General features: G+C 60.2%; 19 protein-coding genes. 12 read left to right on the top strand and 7 right to left on the bottom strand.

Annotation, left to right across the window (positions count from 1 at the left end; translation table 11 throughout):
* Positions 1-5: 5 nt before the first annotated feature.
* Positions 6-2,321: a carboxypeptidase-like regulatory domain-containing protein gene (locus ACYQ14_RS14195; protein WP_459889083.1), complete on the bottom strand. Its 2,316-nt coding sequence runs from the start codon at positions 2,319-2,321 to the stop codon at positions 6-8.
* 253 nt (positions 2,322-2,574) lie between these two features.
* Between ACYQ14_RS14195 and ACYQ14_RS14190 the strand changes: the two genes are divergently transcribed.
* Positions 2,575-3,957 (top strand): metal ABC transporter solute-binding protein, Zn/Mn family, encoded by a 1,383-nt coding sequence (locus ACYQ14_RS14190; protein WP_459889082.1) that lies wholly within the window; start codon positions 2,575-2,577, stop codon positions 3,955-3,957.
* A gap of 136 nt (positions 3,958-4,093) precedes the next feature.
* On the opposite strand, the gene ACYQ14_RS14185 is transcribed toward ACYQ14_RS14190, so the two are convergent.
* Entirely contained in the window at positions 4,094-4,636 is a 543-nt protein-coding gene (locus tag ACYQ14_RS14185) for a twin-arginine translocation signal domain-containing protein (RefSeq protein ID WP_459889081.1), read from the bottom strand.
* A 348-nt stretch (positions 4,637-4,984) separates the two neighbouring features.
* Here ACYQ14_RS14185 and ACYQ14_RS14180 point away from each other — a divergent pair, with 348 nt between their 5' ends.
* Positions 4,985-5,146: a DUF7838 family putative zinc beta-ribbon protein gene (locus tag ACYQ14_RS14180; RefSeq protein WP_283838081.1), complete on the top strand. Its 162-nt coding sequence runs from the start codon at positions 4,985-4,987 to the stop codon at positions 5,144-5,146.
* 102 nt (positions 5,147-5,248) lie between these two features.
* On the opposite strand, the gene ACYQ14_RS14175 is transcribed toward ACYQ14_RS14180, so the two are convergent.
* Positions 5,249-6,157, bottom strand: coding sequence for a serine/threonine-protein kinase RIO2 (locus ACYQ14_RS14175; protein ID WP_459889080.1), 909 nt, complete (start codon positions 6,155-6,157; stop codon positions 5,249-5,251).
* Between the two features lie 305 nt (positions 6,158-6,462).
* On the opposite strand from ACYQ14_RS14175, the gene ACYQ14_RS14170 reads away from it, so the two are divergent.
* From ACYQ14_RS14170 to ACYQ14_RS14140, 7 genes are all read left to right on the top strand, one after another.
* Positions 6,463-7,602 carry an ABC transporter substrate-binding protein gene (locus tag ACYQ14_RS14170; protein WP_459889079.1) on the top strand — a complete coding sequence of 380 codons (1,140 nt, stop codon included), beginning with the start codon at positions 6,463-6,465 and terminating at the stop codon, positions 7,600-7,602.
* A 144-nt stretch (positions 7,603-7,746) separates the two neighbouring features.
* Positions 7,747-8,937 carry a FecCD family ABC transporter permease gene (locus ACYQ14_RS14165; protein WP_283838077.1) on the top strand — a complete coding sequence of 397 codons (1,191 nt, stop codon included), beginning with the start codon at positions 7,747-7,749 and terminating at the stop codon, positions 8,935-8,937.
* A 97-nt stretch (positions 8,938-9,034) separates the two neighbouring features.
* A complete protein-coding gene (locus ACYQ14_RS14160; RefSeq protein ID WP_459889078.1) occupies positions 9,035-9,943 on the top strand; it encodes an ABC transporter ATP-binding protein in 909 nt (302 codons plus the stop codon).
* 124 nt (positions 9,944-10,067) lie between these two features.
* Entirely contained in the window at positions 10,068-11,198 is a 1,131-nt protein-coding gene (locus ACYQ14_RS14155) for an ABC transporter substrate-binding protein (RefSeq protein WP_459889077.1), read from the top strand.
* A gap of 97 nt (positions 11,199-11,295) precedes the next feature.
* Complete coding sequence (locus ACYQ14_RS14150) at positions 11,296-12,234, top strand: DUF7551 domain-containing protein (RefSeq protein WP_459889076.1); 939 nt, start codon at positions 11,296-11,298, stop codon at positions 12,232-12,234.
* Between the two features lie 198 nt (positions 12,235-12,432).
* Positions 12,433-13,257 (top strand): lipoate--protein ligase family protein, encoded by an 825-nt coding sequence (locus ACYQ14_RS14145; RefSeq protein WP_459889075.1) that lies wholly within the window; start codon positions 12,433-12,435, stop codon positions 13,255-13,257.
* An 88-nt stretch (positions 13,258-13,345) separates the two neighbouring features.
* A complete protein-coding gene (locus ACYQ14_RS14140; protein ID WP_459889074.1) occupies positions 13,346-14,215 on the top strand; it encodes a deoxyribonuclease IV in 870 nt (289 codons plus the stop codon).
* A gap of 99 nt (positions 14,216-14,314) precedes the next feature.
* On the opposite strand, the gene ACYQ14_RS14135 is transcribed toward ACYQ14_RS14140, so the two are convergent.
* Positions 14,315-14,563, bottom strand: a complete 249-nt coding sequence (locus ACYQ14_RS14135; protein WP_459889073.1) for an amphi-Trp domain-containing protein — start codon at positions 14,561-14,563, stop codon at positions 14,315-14,317.
* 167 nt (positions 14,564-14,730) lie between these two features.
* Between ACYQ14_RS14135 and ACYQ14_RS14130 the strand changes: the two genes are divergently transcribed.
* On the top strand, positions 14,731-15,540 hold the full coding sequence (locus ACYQ14_RS14130; protein WP_459889072.1) for a class I SAM-dependent methyltransferase: 810 nt from the start codon (positions 14,731-14,733) through the stop codon (positions 15,538-15,540).
* Between the two features lie 4 nt (positions 15,541-15,544).
* On the opposite strand, the gene ACYQ14_RS14125 is transcribed toward ACYQ14_RS14130, so the two are convergent.
* Together ACYQ14_RS14125 and ACYQ14_RS14120 are read right to left on the bottom strand one after the other, a co-directional pair.
* Positions 15,545-15,736 carry a hypothetical protein gene (locus ACYQ14_RS14125; RefSeq protein ID WP_459889071.1) on the bottom strand — a complete coding sequence of 64 codons (192 nt, stop codon included), beginning with the start codon at positions 15,734-15,736 and terminating at the stop codon, positions 15,545-15,547.
* Between the two features lie 105 nt (positions 15,737-15,841).
* Positions 15,842-16,504 carry a DUF7095 family protein gene (locus ACYQ14_RS14120; RefSeq protein ID WP_459889070.1) on the bottom strand — a complete coding sequence of 221 codons (663 nt, stop codon included), beginning with the start codon at positions 16,502-16,504 and terminating at the stop codon, positions 15,842-15,844.
* A 145-nt stretch (positions 16,505-16,649) separates the two neighbouring features.
* On the opposite strand from ACYQ14_RS14120, the gene ACYQ14_RS14115 reads away from it, so the two are divergent.
* Both ACYQ14_RS14115 and ACYQ14_RS14110 read left to right on the top strand, forming a co-directional pair.
* Positions 16,650-16,916 (top strand): hypothetical protein, encoded by a 267-nt coding sequence (locus ACYQ14_RS14115; RefSeq protein WP_283838065.1) that lies wholly within the window; start codon positions 16,650-16,652, stop codon positions 16,914-16,916.
* A gap of 97 nt (positions 16,917-17,013) precedes the next feature.
* Positions 17,014-17,733, top strand: a complete 720-nt coding sequence (locus ACYQ14_RS14110) for an alpha/beta fold hydrolase (RefSeq protein ID WP_459889069.1) — start codon at positions 17,014-17,016, stop codon at positions 17,731-17,733.
* Positions 17,734-17,781: 48 nt separating this feature from the next.
* On the opposite strand, the gene ACYQ14_RS14105 is transcribed toward ACYQ14_RS14110, so the two are convergent.
* Positions 17,782-18,489: a hypothetical protein gene (locus ACYQ14_RS14105; RefSeq protein ID WP_459889068.1), complete on the bottom strand. Its 708-nt coding sequence runs from the start codon at positions 18,487-18,489 to the stop codon at positions 17,782-17,784.
* Positions 18,490-18,614 lie beyond the last annotated feature (125 nt).

Below are 18,614 nucleotides of genomic sequence, written 5' to 3'. Positions count from 1 at the left end.
AAATGTTACTCGGACTCGGCCAGCGCGTCGGCTCGAGCGGTCGCGTCGTAGTTCGGCGTGAGGACCGGTCGGTCGGCCCGATCCGGGTCGTCGACGTAGACCCAGTAGGAATCGAAGCCGCCGATCGTCAGCGAGGGGGCGGGCCCGACGCGCTGTCGATCGTCGTAGATCGCGATGCCGTCGCCGGCCGCGTCGATGGTCCCGAGGTCGTCGTCGACGTCCTGTGTGCCGTCTCCTTCGCCGAGCGCGAAGTTCGAGCCCGCGAGGTGCCAGCCGTTTTCCAGGTGGACTTCGCCGGGGGTCGGCGCTCCGTCCGTCTCGAACTCGTAGCCGAGGCGGGCGTCGCCGTCGGCGTCGACGGACAACCCGCGGTGGAGCGCGTCGGCTCCGTCGATGAGATCGCCGTCGTCGTAATTCGCGCCGAGGCTGACGTAGCTCTCGTTTTCGGTATCCCACTGTTCGATCGAGTCGACACCGTCCGTGTAGAGCACGGCGGGCTGCGGAAGCGAAGTGGTGGTAAAACCGTCCTCGAGGGACCGGACCTCATGGACGAGTTCGATCTCGCCCTCGCGGTCGATCTCGAGTTCATTTATCGAGATGGTCGCCGGACCCGGCTCCGTCTCGGGATCGATCAAGTCGAGCTCGAGTGTCGTTTCCAGAACGGCACCGTCTTCGATATCGACGCCGGAACGCTCCACGAGGACGTCGTCCCCGCGAATCAGTTGGATAGTAACCTCGTCGTCGGCCAGTTCGCTCTCGTCCGGGCCGGTAAGGCCGGTCGCGGTTACCGGAAGCTCCTCGTCGTCGGAGACGATACCGGCGAAGTCGTTGCCGGCGTTCGTTTCCGCACCGGCGAGCCCGAGTCGAACGTCCGCGTCGATATCCGCTCCAAATTCGGTCTCGACCGTTCGTTCGGCCGCCGCGTGACCGTCGACATCGGTCACCTCGAGGGTCGAAGCCCCGAAGCGTGCGTCGACGTCGTCGATCGCATACGTTCCGTCGGGCTCGGGTTCGACGGTTCGGTCGGCGTCGCCGTCGGTCCCGTTCCCGTCGAGAAAGAGGTTCACTGTCGCGGACTCGACCGGTTCGCCTTCGAAGTCCGTCACCGTTCCGGCGATCGACGGGGGATCGACGAGAAGCGAGCCGCTTTCCCCGTCGTCGGGGGTCGACGCGTACACGACGTAACTGCCGGCGTCGAGGTCACCGATCGGGCCCTCGAACGTCACTGATTCGGTCTCTCCGGGCTCGAGGTCGACGGTTTCGCTCGCGGGCTCGCCGCCGAGGACGTCGAGTTCAACGGTGCTCTCGCCGCCCTCGTCGTCGACGTTCTCGATGTCCACGGTAACGGGTGCGTCCTCATCGGTGTCGATCGCCGCGTCGGCTCCCTGTTCGGCGATATCGAGGTTCGAAACCTCGATAGCCGGTTCGTCGCCGTCGTCGCGATCCTCGCCGGAGAGCGCGAATTCGATCGTTCCGTCCTCGGGCGTTTCGACCTGCGCGTACTCCTCGATCGTCGGACACTCGTCGACGTCGCCGCGCTCGAGAACGTCGGCGTTTAAGGGCTCGATCGACCCTTCCGCCGAGTAGAAGACGAAGTCTACGTCGTCGTACCCGATCGGTTCGGGGTCGAAGGAGACGTAGCCCGTGTTTCCGTCGTGGGTCACGTTCCAGAGGACGTGATCGTCGTCGACGATCGGTCCGGAGCCCGGCGCGTCACCTGCGTCGAGGGGGACCCGATCGTCGTAGTCGCCGTGGAAGCAGGCGTGCGTGTGATTGATAGTGGTCTCGACGAGGAATCTGACACCCGGTGGCACGTCGACGTCCGCCGTGATACTCGGCGTCTCGTAGGCGACGGCCCCGCCGTCTCGAAGCACGAAGACGAGGTCTGTTTCTCCCTCACCGGAGCCGTCCAGGTGGACGGCATCCCCGCGTTCGTCGACGCTTACTAGCTCGTCGTCTGTACCATCGGCCGGCTCTGCACCCAGGTCGTACTCTCCGAGATCGATCTCGTTTCCGTCCTCGTCTTCGGCGTCGGCCTCGAGCGTTAGGGCGGCCGACCCCGACTGCTCTAACGGCGGCTCTTCGATCGCGGGAAGGGAGCCGTCCCACTCGCCGTCCTCGAGGACGGCAACGACCTCACCGGACTCCGCATCGACGAGCTCGACGGTACTTACGTCGAGTGTCGCGTCGTCTTCGCCCGCCTCGGTGGCGACCGTCCCGGTGGCGGCCAGGAGTCCGACGACAGCTAACACGAGACAGACGATTGCGAATACGCCCAGTTCGGTTCCTCGAGACGAACGTCTTGCATCGGTATTAGTCATTCGAGTAACCAGTCTAGCAGTCACTCCTAAATATGTTATGAATATAGACAAATTTAATAATACCTAATAATTCTCTATTGGGATTTAGTTTGAGTATGTGGGGGGATGATTCGCGCACTCGGGTCGTCCGAGCGGCCGGCACATCCACCAACCGCCGGTATGAATAACAATTCGGAGTTTGATTATGGCCCTTATTAACAAAATCGCCCATTAAAATAATAACTTATTTATGTACCTGTTCGTACACGTTCGTATGGAGCTGACACGCCGTTCGATGGTGAAAGCGGGCGGAGGAGCTATCGCGTTGGGAGCGATCGCCGGCTGTCTCGGCGAGCCCGACGGTGAGCAGCCCGAGGGTGGATACGCCGCGTTCTTCCCGCTCTGGGACTGGGCCAATGAGATCGCAGACGGCGAGATCGACTTCGAGAACGCGATCGAGACCGGTGAAATGGGCCACGGCTGGGAACCGCCAAGCGACCTCCAGCGGAATATCGCCAACTCGAACGTGTTCGTGTATCTCGACACCGACGAATTTCCGTGGGCCCAAGAGTACGCCTCGGAGTTCGAGCAAAATCACGACAACGTCACGCTCATAGATGGCATGGACGGGCTCGAGAACCAGCTTCTCGAGATGGATTCCGATGGGGACATCGATCGCGAACCGCCGGAGTACGACTTCGATCCGAACGATCTCGAAATCGAGGGGTTCGACGTCTACAACCAACGAACCGGGAACGAAATCGCCTACTGGCACATCGACCACTGGCACGGCGGCGTCCCCGACATTCCACTTGGCGGCGAGGTCGTGATCACTGGAATATTCGAGGACGACGAAGGACGAGTTTTGCCGATCGGCGACGACAAACAGTTCCAGCTCGAGGCCAGTTTCGTCGAGGAAGAAGACGAAGATATCGAGATCGAATCGCGGGGAGACGACATCGTGTTCGGTGGAGACGGGCCGACGCAGGCCCGAATCGTGTTCGAACTCGTCGCTGATGGCGACGTCGTCTGGGACACAAGCGACGAAGCGATGTTGGTCTCGGTCGTCGAGGAACTCGAGGAGACCGAAGCGCCGGAGTACCCCGATCCGCACGTCTGGGTGGATCCGGTTATCGCGCAGGATATCGTGATGACGATCGCGGACGGACTCGGCGACGCCGATGGAGACAACACCGAGCTGTACGAGGAAAACGCACGGGCATACGTCGAGAAACTCGAGGAGATCGACGCGCAGTTCGAAGCACTCACCGAGAACGCGAGCCGCGACGTCGCGGTCTTTGCGGGTCACGACTCCTACCAGTACATCGAAGCCCGCTACGACTTCGAGTTACATACGCCCGTCGGGATCTCTCCTGACGAAGCAGAAACCAGCGCGGACATCTCCGAAATGATCGAACTCGTCGAGGAGCACGACATCGAAACGATCCTCTATGACCCCTTCGAAACCCAAAATCCCGGCGAGGATATCCCCCAAATGGTCGAGGTACTCCTCGAGGAAACCGACGCGGAGCACTACGAGCCGCTGTCGCCCGTCGAAGGGACCATTCAGGAGTGGAACGAGGCCGGATACGGCTGGATCGAACAGATGGAGGAGATTAACCTCCCGTCGTTGAGACAGGCGCTCGGAGCAGAATAGTCTCGCGCGGAGAAAAAACCGCGAAAACGGGATCGATCAGAGTAGTCTCGAGAGCGCTGGCGAGGATGCGTTTGGGTGGAAGCGCTTTTTGCGAAAGAAAGCCAATTCGAGACGACGCGTCCCAGAAACCGATTTGTTACGACGTTTGCAGTTCGAGAACGATCCGTCCATCCTCAGGCGTCTCGACTTCGACGTACTCATCGAGGGTCTCGCACTCGTCATCGTCGACCGCATCGCGTTCTTGTTCGGTTCCCTCGACCGGTTCGGCCGATCCCTCAGCCGTATAGAAGACGAACGGCCCGTCGTACTCGTGGGCGTCGGCATCGAAGGCGAAGTATCCCTGGTCACCCTCGTACGAAATTTCCCAGATCACGTGTGTCTCTTCTTCCGTCGGTGCGTCCTCGCTCGAGTCACTGGCCTCGAGCGGCATCCGATCGTCGAAGTCGGAATGGAGACACGCATGTTCGTGGGCGACGTTTTCCTCGACGAGTAACTCGAGGGAGTGTTCTTCCGGCTCGGAATCGGGATCTGACTCGGAGCCATCGTCATCACCGTCATCCGGCGTTTCGGTACCGTCGTCAGTCTCTTCGGATGCATCGTCAGATGCACATCCGGCGAGTACGGCCATCGATATCGCTCCGACACCGGCCTTGAGGGCCGTTCGTCTTGAGAGCTTCATAACAGTACTACCACACGTATTGTTTAAAATTGTTACCATCTTATCTATTTTTAATATCTCTCGTCGCAAGGGTGGTCCAGAAAGCCAGCGAAATTCACTCCGGTCGTCGCTTGCGAGTGCGACGGGCCGTTCTCGAAAATCAGCCAACGGCCCCTAATCGTGTGCATTCGTCGCCGCCGACATCTCGGCGCGACGGCGTGTGGGTGTTAACTCGAGGAATGAACTCCGAGAGTTTCGTTCGAAGCCCACACATTCTATATAGCAACATGGGATGTATTACATAAGGGATGGCCAGGGTGCGTACTCGAAATCAGTACGTTAAACTCGGTTCGTTCGTTATCGACTCGTATGTCCCAGGAACTCGAACACGAGTGCCCGGAGTGTGGGGTCAAAACCTTCTACCGCGCCGCCAGTACGACCCTGCACCTCGGCGAGAAAATTAAGTGGCACTGCCCGGATTGTGAGTACGGTTTCGTCCAGATCAACGATATCGACTCGAGTGCAGCCTAACTCACCACAAGAATTCCCCAATCAGGTACCGATCGACGTTTTAGCTCCGGAGAGACTCGAGACCAGAGAACAATACCGACTCAGCAGTACCTCGGAACGGTGCTATTCGATATCCGCGATCGACTCGAAGGAGCCGTCTGCGATCGCATCCGCGACGCGATCGCTCTCGAGGTCGTCCGAAACGTGACTCGGATACTTTCGGCGGAAGTAGCCCACGAGATTCTTCAGATCTCGTCGGAGGAACGTCGTCGCGTTTTCGTGGTCCGTCGGGACGGACTGGGGCCAATCGAAGATTTTTACCCCTGACTCGCTGACGAAGACGTTGTACTCGCTCATGTCGGCATGAACGTAGCCGAGTTCGTACGCTCGAGTGAGCTCTCTCAACAGGAGGTCGAGCACACCTCGAACCTGTTCGTCCTCGAGTCTGGTCTGGGAGAGTTCGACGCCGTCCATCTTCTCCATGACGATAGCGTGGCGGTTCTGTTCGATCGGACGAGGGACGGATACGTCGGGATACAGCGACTCGAGGATGTCGTGTTCCCGTTCGGCGGCTTTTCTTGCGGTGTACATCCAGGAGACGTGATCGTTGTCAGCGGTGTAATCGCGTTCTTTGTGGACCTCTCGGAAGTTCGTATAGCCCTCGCGGTGATACTTCAGTGCGAGGGGTTTGTACGATTTGACCTCGTACACGTCGCTTTCCTTGCCGACGCCGAGGGGCGCTCCGAATTCGGAGATCGTGTCGCCTTCGACGAGCGCGCGCAATGCGAGCGTATCGTAGCCCTCGAACTGGAGGGTGTATCCCTCGTACTGGATCGTCTTTTTCTCGACTAACCCGCGTTTGAGACAGCGCTCGAGGCGGTAGTCGACCTCCTCCGGCGTCAAGCCGGAGAAGTCCGTCAATTTCTCTCGCTGGACCCACTCGGAGAAACGCATCCCCTGTTCGACCCCCGAGAGGAGATAGAAGTCCTCGGTTTCGAGCTCCGGCAAGAGACCGGCGATATTCCGCACCATGGACGGTGTACCCGCCGGGTACGTAAAAACGTCGTGACGTGTGACTCCAGTCCAGACGCTCGCCCGTTTCGATGAGAGTAGTTTATAAACCACATAATGAGATATAAAATCCCGAGTTTGTGAACAGACAAGTATTGAGCATCAGCCACTCACCAGGCATTCCGGGGATAAAACGGATTTTAGCCGAACTGTCGGACGGCAGTCGAGCTGTGATTTAGTACCTCACCGCACGTTCTACCGGATCGCCTAGTTTTAGGTGTGCCAAAAAATCGAAGCGGTTATAATGATTTAGGTGGGCCTAAAGAATGATGGTCGTCTCAGCACGCACAAACGGGACAACTCGAAGGGGAGTGTTAGCGACCGGCGGAACGGCCGTCGGATCAGTACTACTGGCTGGCTGTTCGACGCCCGAAGTCGACTCGGGTGGCGGGGGAGAAGATTCGTATACAGTCTCGATGGAACCAGTTGGAAAAGTCCAATTTCAGGACGTTCCCGAGGAGTGGGTGGTCTACGAGAGCAACTACGCCGAGATGGGAATCGCACTCGGCGTCGGCGACGGACTGCTCGCCGCCGGCGAGTTGAATCGAATCGTCACGAAGCACTTCGACGAACTCGGCATTGAGTTCGATCTGGATTCGCTGACCGAGCTCTGGAACGACGGCGTCGACAGGGAACTGTTCTACGAACTAGACCCAGACGTTCACCTGATAGACCCGAATTGGCTCGTCCATAACTCGGCGTTCGGGCTCGAAGAAGCAGATGTCGAGGAAATCGATGAGAACGTCGCCCCGTTCATCGGCAACACGATCTTCAGACGAACCGACGACTGGCACGACTACCGATACTATTCGATGTACGAGGCATTCGAACTCGTCGCGGACGTATTCCAGCAACGGGATCGGTTCGAGGAGTTTGCCGACCTTCACGACGAGTTCGTTTCGGACGTCGAGTCACGACTGCCCCCAATCGAAGACAGACCAACCGCACTACTCACGCACGACAATTCGGACGAGCCGGAGGAGTTTACGCCGTATCGACTCTCCGACCGCGGAACGGACAACAAACACTGGCACGAACTCGGACTCGAGGACGCACTTTCGGGGACCGGGATTGACGGGTTGAGTACGACCGAACGAGGCACCCTTGATTATGAAACCGTCCTCGAAGTCGACCCCGACGTGATCCTGATCCGCGGCCACCACCACAAATCCCGTGACGAGTTCCGCGAGTCCGTGCTTTCGTACATGGAAGACCACTCCGTGGGGAGCGAACTGACAGCGGTCCAGAACGGTCGCGTCTTTCAGGGCGGGCCGCTGTACCTCGGACCGATCAGCCACCTGTTCGAACTTGAGCGGGGGGCACAACAGCTCTATCCGGACGAATTCGAGCCCGACGAGGACCTGTTCGACCGAGATCGCGTCGCAGATATCAGTACCGACTCATAGCATGCGTGGAGAACCGAACAGCAACGGCGAGTGGACTAACACCTCGATAGCACCCGGTAGCATCGGCTCCGAGAAGTACGCTATCGATGTGACCACAGTAGCCCACAGTCTCGAGAATTCGATGGGGATAGACGGAGTGCCACGATGACCGAAACTGGAACGGATCGATCCAGCAGATCCGCTGAACGATCACCGGGTTCCTCGAGTACCGATGCGAGCGCCGGCCGTCGGCGGAACGAACCCTCGCTTATTGATGGCAAACTCCTCTCGTTGTGTCTCGGAAGTTCGATAATCGTCGCCATTTCCGGGCTCGTCCAAGTGAGGTACGGGGCGTATTCGATGACGTTCGGACAGGCAATTCGGGCCGTGTTCGACACGACGGTCTTGCTCGATCCCCGATGGCTCCTCAACTTTTTCGTTGGCGAGGATCTGATGCGGTTTCTCACCGGCTATCAGGGAGAGCTACCCGAGTTGTCGACGGAGACGCTCATCGTCTGGAACCTTCGGCTTCCCCGGGTACTCGTGGCGATATTCGTCGGCATGAACCTCGCCGTCTCCGGCGCGATCTTTCAGGCGGTTACCCGAAACGAACTCGCGAGCCCGTTCATCCTCGGCGTCTCCTCCGGCGCGGGGTTGATGATTCTGCTGGTGTTGACGGTTTTCAGCGGATTGACGACGGTCCTTCCGCTGGTCGCCTCAGCGGGTGGCGCGGTTGCGTTCCTGCTCGTATATGTCATCGCCTGGAAGAACGGAACGAGTCCGATTCGGCTGGTCCTCGCCGGCGTTATCGTCGGAACGGTATTCGGGTCGCTCCAGACCGCGATGTTCTTCTTCGCCGACGATATCGGCATCGTTCAGGAAGCTATCGCGTGGACGAGCGGATCGCTCACCGGCGTCGACTGGCAGCAGGTGCGGATGGTCCTGCCGTGGACGGTGGTCGCGATGGGGCTTGCGATCATTAGCTCCCGCCAACTGAACGTGCTCTTGCTCGGCGAACAGACGGCGTCGTCGCTGGGAATGTCCGTCGAGCGAGTGCGATTCGCCCTCTCCGGTGTCGCCGTCCTCGCGGCCGCCGCGAGTATCGCCGTGGCCGGTATCGTCGGCTTCGTCGGGCTGATCGTCCCGCACATGGTTCGGAACATCGTCGGAAGTGACTACAAACGGCTGATCATCGGCTGTCTGTTCGTCGGACCGGCGTTGATGGTCGCCGCGGACGTCGGTGCGCGACTCGCACTCAACCCCGTCCAGATACCGGTCGGTATCGTTACGGGACTGATCGGCGGGCCGTACTTCCTCTATCTAATGCGAAAGAAAGAGCAACTCGGTGAGATCTGATGATCGAAAGGGCGAATACCTGTCGGTGCCATCACGCTCGAGCGCATATCGGACGACGAGGACGAACACCAAACAGTGCACGTGGAGGCGATTACGAATGTCCGTAGAAACACATCGAGAAAACACGGAGATAGAACGGGATGAACCGATTACCGAACGAAAACGACCGAATGACGACGAGAGCGAACAGCTCGTCGGCAAGGAGTTAGTCGTCGGCTATCCGAACGCCGAGGAACCGGTCATCGACGATGAATCGATCGTCGTTCCGGAAGGCGATGTGACCGCGCTCATCGGTCCAAACGGAAGCGGGAAGAGTACGCTCCTAAAGGGGATCGCTCGGCAGATATCGCTCGAATCGGGAACGGTGCTGTTAAACGGGCGAGACGCTCACGAACTCGACTCGAAGGAGTTCGCTCGGAAGTTCGGCCTGCTCTCACAGGAGAACATGTCCCCGGGAAGCCTGTCGGTCGAAGACCTCGTCTATCACGGCCGATACCCGCATCGAGGGTTTTTCGAATCGGTGACGCAGGCCGATCAGGAGGCCGTCGACAGAGCGATCTCGCTCGCCGGCGTCGATCACCTTCGAGACCGCGACGTGGGGAGTCTAAGCGGTGGCCAGAAGCAGTTAGTCTGGATCGCAATGGTCCTCGCACAGGAGACGGAAATCCTGTTGCTCGACGAACCCACGACGTTTCTGGATATCCACCACCAGCTCGAGGTGATGGAGATCGTCGAGGCGCTTCGAGACCACAGCGACGTCACCGTCGTGCTCGTCTTACACGATATCGAACAGGCGGCACGATACGCGGATTACTTGCTCGCGCTCAACGAGGGTTCGATCCACGCCCGCGGCCGGCCCGCGGAAGTCGTGACCGAAGCCCTTCTCGAAGAGGTGTTCGGGATCGAGGCCCGCGTCAAGGAAAACGACGGCATACGGATCACCCCCGTGAGCCCGCTTCACGATGATTCGATCGAAGCGTCGCGCCAACGCGCACTACGGCGCTAAGAAGGGTTGTATCGGTCGTTTCTCTGTGAGCGTTTCGTCGGCGTAGCTATCTCGGCTCTCTGAGCCACATTTTTAGGTTTGCCTAAAACAAAGCACTTTTAATATTTTAGGCCAACCTAAAAGCATGGTGCACAGACGCCAGTTACTGGCAGCAGGCTCAGGAGCGATTGCGACCGCAATCGCGGGTTGTATGAACGGAGAAAGCGAGACATCGAACGGTTCGGGCGAAACCGAGTCTTACGAAGTCTGTATCGAACCGGCGGGCTGTCACACGTTCGAATCAGTCCCCGAAACGTTCTCGGTCATTCCGGGCACGCAAGAGGACATGGCGATGGCTCTCGGATTGCAACCGGAAGCCCACGCCTATCCCGACCGGAAGCCCTACAAGTTTTACGACCAGTTGCCCGGCGTCGAGCACGACCCGGACGAAATTCTACAGTACGGAGAGGGAGAATCCGCCCGAACGTACGATAAAGAGATCTTCTACGAAGTCGGCGCCGACGTCCACCTGATGGACCCGCGGATGCTCCAGAGCTATTCGGGCTGGTCGGACGCCGACCTCGAGGAAATCGAAACGAGTGTCGCTCCGTATCTCGGCTCGTACATTCGGTTCGAGTTCGACGGCAACGAGGAGCCGTATTACACGATGTACGAACTGTTCGAAAAGATCGCGGAGATATTCCGACGAGAGGAACAGTACGAGGCTTGGGTCGAACTCCGCGACGAATTCATCGCGGATATCGAGGCTGGACTCCCACCCGAAGACGAACGCCCGAGTGCGGCCGTCTTCTGGCGGGGGATCAGCGCGGAATCGGGCCAGTTCGAACCGGCACCGATCGCCGACAAACGAAACGACGCCCAGAGCTTCCGCGACCTCGGCTTCGAAGATGCCTTCGCGGACATTGAACCCGATGGGCCGGTAGGGTACGAGACCCTGCTCGAGGTCGAGCCCGACTATCTCGGGGCGTATAACCTCTCCTCGATGACCGACGAGGAGTGGCAAACCGAGGTCATCGACCCCCTCGAGAATCACTCAACTGCGAGCGAGCTCGAAGCCGTCGAAAGCGGGAACGTCGTCCGGTCGTCCGGCCAGTTCATGGGGCCGATCACGCATCTGTTTTCGACCGAAGCGTTAGCAAAGCAGGTCTATCCCGATGAGTTCGGCGAGTGGCCCGGAGATTCGGAGGATATTCCGACGGACGAACAGCTCTTCGATCGAGAGCGCGTCGCAGATATCGTCAACAGCGATCTATGAGTCCCCACCACCGAACGACGAAAACAACGATCCGCGACTCCACTAACCGAATTTTACTCGCGGTTGCCACGCGGACCAGCTGAAACGAGACTACACAATGATCGGAACGACACTCGGAGACATTCGCCAGCACTTAGAGGCGCTCGCCGACGAGACGGGACCGTACTACCTGCGATGTGGACGCACCGGAGAACATCCCGCACCCGCCATCGGTCTTCGCTTCGAAAACAGGCCGACCGCTCGAGCGGGCGCGCGAGCGACAGAACAGTACCGGGCCGCCCTCCGTCAGTACGACCCGCAACTACCCCGGTATGACGTGATCGTCTGTCAGGACGACGATCTGACGTCGCAGATCGCCGACGATCCCGCGAACGACGGTGTCGCGTCTGGCGAGACCGGGCGACGATCGGACGACGCGTCCGAGACGACCCTGTCGTTTCCTCCCAACGAGCCAGGCAGTGAGGAATCACTCATCGACTTCTGTCACGCCATCGCGGGGTCGGTGTTCGAAACCGTCGCCGAATCCTCCCACCGATCGGTCGAGCGGGCGATCATGGATACGTACCTCGAGATCGCGGAAACGGTCGAATCGCCGGACGAACTCTGCCTTCGACTGCTCGAGAGCATGGCGATCGAACTCGAGCGGCAACTCGAGCCGGGAGAGCAGGCACCACTATTGCTCGCCGCCGCACAGCGATTGTCGTCGCCACCGGCGAGCGACGAACCACTCGAGGTGACGTTATCGCGACTCCAGTCTGTCGCACTCCTCGAGGACTACACCCTCGAGCGGATTGCGGTCGACCGGTCGGTCGAATCGCGGTCGTGGACCGTGACTCTCGCCGCCTACGCGCTCGGCCGAGCGGAAACCGGCGTCGTGACGCTCCCAATCGTGATCGAACTGCTCCGATACTGTTCCGAACCGAATATCACGATCTCGAGCGCCGAGTCGGTTGACAACGAATCAACGTGGGAATTCGTGCTGACGACTGCGTCAAACGAGGAGCCGTCCGGACTGGTGAGCGTCCCGCCGGAGTAACGACCCGACAGCGTTCTCTCACCAAAGTAACGAACTGGCGATCTTAGGTATGAATCGTTCACCTTTGCGTTCGAGTCTGCCAGCTTTGCGTTCAAATCGGTTCGACGTTCCCTTCAAATCGGTTCGATTATCGATCTGTCCCCTCGAGACCTCCGAAGCTCCGCAATCACTAACTCGATTCCGCCCATCCGTGAGCACATGACTACGGACGACCTCGAGCGTCGGGACTGGCGACTGATCAGAGACGACCCTCGCGACGGAGCGACGCAGATGTCACTCGAGGAGGTTGCCGCCCGAACGGCCCTCGAGGACGACCTGCGGACGGTTCGCGTTTATTCGTGGGAACCCAGCACGCTCTCGATGGGGTATCGTCAGGACGCCGAGTCGGTCGACTGGGAGTGGTGCGAGCAAAACGGGGTCGACGTGACGCGTCGACAGACCGGCGGCGGCGGCATCTACCACGATTCGGTCGCCGACATCTCCTACACGATCGTCGCCCCCGCCGAGGAGGTTCCCGGGGACCTCATGGACTGTTACGCCCTGTTCTGTGAACCGATCCTCGAGGCGTTCTCCCGAATGGGTGTCGACGCCGACTTCGCGAGCACCGAACGCGAGGCGATCTACCAGCCGTCGTGTTATCTGCGAGATATTCACCCGGCCCACGACATCGTCGTCGACGGAGCCAAGATCAGCGGCAACGCCCAGTATCGACAACGGGATGTCGTCATCCAGCACGGGTCGGTGAGCTACGACCTCGAGCCCGAGCGCCACGTCGGCGTGTTCGACACCGATCTCGAGGGGACGACCTTCACCGAGCGCGTGACGAGCATCCGCGAGCAGGCGGGAATCGACCGCGAGGAAGCGTTCGGGACACTCGCCGACTGTCTCGGCGAATGGTGTGACGCCGAGGAAGGGACGTGGCGCGACGCCGAACTCGAGGCCGCAGACGAACTGGCCACACGAAAATTCGGGGCGGACTCGTGGGTTCGAAATCGGGACGTGCTCGAGAAAAGCGAGCACTGAGATAGTACAGCCGACGGCTATCGATAGCAGAGCAAAGCGCCGACATCGGTTCGTTATACCTATCACGGCTCGGTACTGACGAGAATCCATGAAGGTCGGCGCACACGTTTCGATTTCCGGTTCGCGCGTTTCATCGGACGAAGAGACTCCACCCTATAGCGACATTCGGAATGCAGTCCACCGTCAGGTCGCGTTCGGTGGCAACTGCGGACAGGTCTTTACGACCTCGCCACAGGTCTGGGCTCAACCCGAAATCGGCGAAGAGGCCGCACAGGGGTTCCAGGAAGAGACCAACGAAAAACTCGAGGGGCCGTGGGTGATCCACTCTGCGTACCTGGTCAACCTCTGTACGCCCAAAGAGGACCTCCGCCGGAAGTCAAAAGAGAGCATGCAGGCCGAACTCGACGCGGCCGAGCGGCTCGATATTCCGTACGTAAACGTCCATCTGGGCGCACACACCGGCGCTGGCGTCGAAGGCGGTCTCGACAACGCCGCGGGCGTCATCGACGACCTCGACGTCCCCGAGGACGTGACGATTCTCATCGAATCCGACGCGGGAAGCGGCACGAAACTCGGCGGCGAGTTCGAGCACCTCGCGGGCATTATCGACCGCACCGAGACGGATATCGGCATCTGTATCGACACCGCCCACACCCTCGTCGCGGGCAACGACCTTACGACGCCGGAGGCCGTCGACGAGACGATCGGTCGGTTCGACGACGAGGTCGGCCTTGAGTACCTCGAGTACCTCCACCTCAACGACTCGAAACACGATGTCGGGACGCACAAGGACGAACACGCCCACATCGGCGAGGGGTACATCGGCGAGGACGGGATGAAGGCAATCGTCAACCACCCCGATCTACGAGCGCTTCCGTTCGCACTCGAGACGCCCACCGAAGACGGCCGGGGCTTCGCGTGGAACATCCAGAAGGTCAAAGAACTGCGCGAGGAGTAAGGTCAAACAGCGTTCTCGCTTGCCCGGTTCATACCTCGACCTTGCCCGGGCCACACCTTGACCGCGGAGCGGAACCGCGAACCGCCGCCTGCGATTTTCTCAGGTATCTTCCTCGACTTTCCAGGCCAACTCGAGCGTGATCTCTTCTCGAGCGCCCCCAAGCATCGGCGACCGCTCCTGAGCCTCGATGGAGTACTCGATCGACGATGCCGGCGACAGCGTAACCATCTTGTTTCCGATTCGAATCTCCGCAACGTCGTCGTTTCGCAGTTCTCGAGCCAGTTCCTGTACCAGATCCGATGCCTCTTCCCGTGCGATTTCGTCTTCGTAGGAGGTCGTATCGCCCATAGAGGATATTCATCAATCGAAGGGAAATAGGTTTGGCGCGAATCCGCAGGCACGATCAGAGCGGGAATTGGATGCCAGGTTGTAAGAAGTGTTCGAGTGCCACGGTCGCGAAAGCGCATCCGGTCCGAACCGACCCGCTTTTACTCGAGACGCCGCAGTATCCATTCGTGCGCGAGTTTGCAGCCGAGTACCTGCGTCGAACCCGCGAGGGGATGTGGGACGATTCTCGAGACGCGCTCGCTCCGCTGGCCCTCGAGTCGCGAGAGAGAATTCTGGACGTCGGCTGTGGGACTGGCGAGTTGAGTCGAGTCCTCGCAGCCGAGTCTCCGGGGACCGTAATCGGCTGTGACGTCGATTCGACGCTCCTCGAGGCCGCCCGAACAAGAAACGGCGTTTCGGCGGTCGCCGGGAACGCCCTCGAACTTCCGTTTCCAGACGATACGTTCGACCTGGTCGTCTGTCAGGCGCTGTTGATCAACCTCCCGGATCCGGCCGCGGCGGTTTCGGAGTTCGCCCGCGTCTCGAGCGACCTCGTCGCGGCGGTCGAACCCGACAACGCAGCCGTCGAAATCGCCTCGAGCGTCGACCGCGAAGAACGACTCGAGCAACGGGCGCGTCGAGCCTACCTCGACGGCGTCGGAACCGACGTTACACTGGGTAGCGACGCGAACGAGGCCTTCGAGTCTGCGGGCCTCGAGGTGTGCGAAACGCGATCGTACGATCACGTTCGGACGATCTCTCCCCCGTACGAGGAACATGCACTTACTGTCGCCCGTCGAAAAGCGACGGGTGCTGGACTGGCGGATGACAAAGAAACGCTCCTCGCCGGCGAGTTGACCGAGGAGGGGTATGGAGACCTCAGACATTCCTGGCGCGAGATGGGGCGATGCGTGATCGACCAGATGCAGGACGAGGAGTACCAGCGGTCAGAACGCGTTCCGTTTTACGTCACCGTCGGGCGCGTCGACGGTCGATAAGCAACTATTCCTCTCGATACCCAAATATCGAGGCGAGGACACCGAGAAAGCCGATAACGACGATCAGAATACCCGAGACGGAATCGATCAGCCTCAACAGTCCGAGGACGGAGCCGGTTACGACGAGACCGACGTTCGCAAACACTGCGACCCGCGGCGTGAGTATTTTGCCGACGATCGACGAGTCACTGCTCATACGCACAGATCAGAGAGCCACGGCAAAGACGTTTCGTCACGCGGATATGTCCGACTCGGACGGACGACAGCAAAGAGAACTCGGTTGAACGATCGACGACTCGGCTCAGACGACGTCACCGCGGATCGTCACGCCCTCCTGGTCGGCGCGCCACTCGTGGACTGTCTGTGCGGCTTCGCCCGCCTCCGGCTCGTCCATGCCGAGCATCTCGAGGGCCGACGAGAGCGTCGGGAGCGCGAGATCGCTCTCGCGGAGTTTCCGAAACGCTTCGTCGCTTCGCGTGCCGTCGATCCAGAGACAGACGCCCCGCGGATCGAGCAGCTGGGTGTAGTCCTCTCGAAGCTTCGCACCCCGAAGACGTTGCGTGACGTTGTCCTCGAAGGGCGTATTACACACCTCGAGGTGGACCGGTTCGTCCGACGGGAGCAGGTGAGCCGCAAGGCACTTTTCGGGTGCGGCGTGACCGTTCCGGTTCGCGCGAAGGAATTGGGGGTACTCCTCCGCCCACTCGGTGCGAACCGACTTGCCGACGCCGTCGACGTCGTACGAGCCCTCGTTCCCCTCGACCGACGGCCCCTGGCCCGAATTTTCACGCATGAGGACGTCTTTCGTGAGGTAGATATCGAGCCGTTCGACGGGATCGAGTCCCAGCGCCACGTCCCCGAACGCCCACACCTCGCGGACGGGGACCGGCATGAGCTCGTCCTCGACGGTATCGACGACTTCCTCGAGTCGATCGACCGCCGTAGAGCGGTCAAATCCAGTCATTACGCCTCGTAGGGGCTCGACGCGCAAAATCGTTTCCTCGCACGCTCGAGGGGTCCCGACACGAAGAAAAGCTCGTTCCGGGCAAAGGGAGTCCCGGAAACACTGGACAGAAGGGCTTTATATCAATCAGTCTGAAAATCCATTGATGGACGAGTCAGTCCCTCCAGACGACGGTGGAGACGACCGCGCCCTCGAGAATCGCCGACAGTACGAGATCCTTCGACGCGCCATCGAAGACGCCCTGTTGAGCGTCATCGGAACGGTAGTTTTGCTCGCGTTCGCATTCAGTTTCTTTTCCGTCGGTGCGTTCATCGTGATCGACGGAGGAACGACACCGGCCCTCGCGATCGGCGGGGCGATGATGGCCGTCGGAGCTCTCGGTGCCGCTATTCTCCTCGATCTGTTCCCATAAGGGAATAGTGTCGCAGGTCCCGTGTTCTCGAGGATCGATCCGCAACCGCTTGTGTCAAGAGCGCAGATTTTTGGTTCCGCCCGACGAACGACCGGGTATGAGACATCGGATCTTCAACGAGGGCAGCGACGACGACCTGGTCTTCATCATGGGCTGGGGGAATCGCTGGACCCACGAGAACGTGAGCTGGCTCATCGGAAAGCTTGCGGACGCCGGGTTTCGAATCCACGCCTTCGAACCCCCGACGAATATCGATGACTTCAAAGCCGACTGGCTCGAGCCGATCGTCGAGTACGTGATCGACCTGGACGGCTACCAGCTGCTCGGCCACAGTGCGGGCGCGCTCATCGGACAGGCTCTCGACGGGGCGGAAAACCACGTCTATCTCAGCCCCTGGTGGGGCTACAGCGAAGACCACCCCGAATTCGCCCTCGACATGATCGAGAAAATCCCGACGAGCTTCCCGTTCGTTCCCTTCGGCGGGATGGGAAAGACCGAACTCGGAAGTCTCGCGACGGACCACCAGATCGCCACGACTCCCGAATGGGTCTCACCGGCGTTCATCCGGGAGACGCGACGAGCACAACAGGAGTTGCTCACGATCGACCACGACGCCGTCGTCTTCTGTTCGCTCCGTGACCCCGTCATCAGCCTTCGACCGATCGGCGAACGGGTGCCGTCCGAACATGTCGTCCTCTACAGCGGCGGTCACGAACTGTTTTCCTCCCGCCCTCGAGAACGCTACATCGATACCCTCATCGCCTCCCTGAAAGACGGGGCCGAAGCCGTCGAGAACCGCCCAACGGTTCCAGCCTGATCGGTATCAGCACCCGAACACCTCGTTCCGAGGGGGCCCGATGACCGACTAGTCGCCGAGCGCCCCGGCCAACGCGCGAAGTTGCGTCGGACCGTGCTCGAGCAGTGCCTGCGGAAAGCCGCGCCGAGCGTTCGCCAGCGCGGTGACGAGCGCACCGGCCGGCTCGTCGAAGAGTCCGGTCCCGTGACCGACGAGAATCCGTGCCGGATCGAGGCCCGTAAACGCCTCGAACGGCGGCATTGGGCGACAGAGAAGGAAGACACCGAGGCGCTCCGGACCAACCGTATACAGCGGTGCAGTGCCGAGCAAGTCGGGGATGTACAGCGTGTCGTCGCTCTCCCGATAGGCGACGCCTTCGGACCACCCGGGTACCGGACCGACTTGTTCGACGGTGAATCCGGACGAACCGAGCTCGCTTTCGTAATACTCGAGTGGTACCTCGAGGCGCTCAGGTACGCGCCCCATCCACGAGGGGACGTACACGGGAACGTCGTACCGCCGTGCAAACGCCGCCGAATCGCGGGCGTGGTACCGCGAACAGACCGCGACACCGGCGACGTCGCCGAGCGCGTCGATTTCCTCGTCGATACCGAGTGCGTCGAGGGGATCGAACAACCAGACGTCGCCGTCGTCACCGACGAACGCGTGACTCGCACGCAGTCCCGTTTCCTGAGGATGAGCCAGCCAGCCGAAGCCGTTGTCGAACGTATCGATCATCCGGTAGCCACTCGAGTCCGGCCGGTCGTACATGACCATCTTCTCGAGAGAGTGAGATGTGTTGTCCCATAGACGTTTCGCCGCCACCGTCCGAAACCGGATCAGGGAGTTTCGAGAACACCGTCAGAGACGAAACCGACATACACCCGGACCGACTAGGCGCT

This window comes from Halostagnicola bangensis (genome assembly GCF_054653435.1).
Note: the sequence above shows the minus strand (reverse complement) of the source record. Positions and strands in the feature narration are given on the sequence as shown.